This window comes from Rosenbergiella metrosideri (genome assembly GCF_022602565.1).
GTDB classification, from domain to species: Bacteria; Pseudomonadota; Gammaproteobacteria; order Enterobacterales; family Enterobacteriaceae; genus Rosenbergiella; species Rosenbergiella metrosideri.
Genome location: NZ_JALBCV010000134.1, coordinates 1 through 244, shown reverse-complemented (window position 1 = coordinate 244; position 244 = coordinate 1). Strand labels below are relative to the sequence as shown.

At 43.0% G+C, this 244-nt stretch carries 1 pseudogene; it reads left to right on the top strand.

Annotated elements, in window-relative coordinates:
* Positions 1-244 (top strand): annotated as a pseudogene (locus MKR94_RS16810) (His-Xaa-Ser system radical SAM maturase HxsB); the annotation flags it as partial.

The following is a 244-nucleotide window of genomic DNA, read 5'->3' as shown; positions in this document are numbered from 1 at the left end:
CTCTCAATATTGGATGAGAGCATACTCTTATGGGTTAAACAGCGAAATATCACCTTATCCGTCTCGCTTGATGGTAATGAAGCCATCCATAATAAAAACCGTATCCTTACCGATTACCAGGCTCACAATAAGGCTGTAACGGGTATAAGAAAAATCAGTGAAGAGCTGGGAACAAACCGGGTAGCGACGGTTACTACAGTTACTAAAGAGCTTACAGAAGAGCCAGCTTCCATAGTGGATGCTC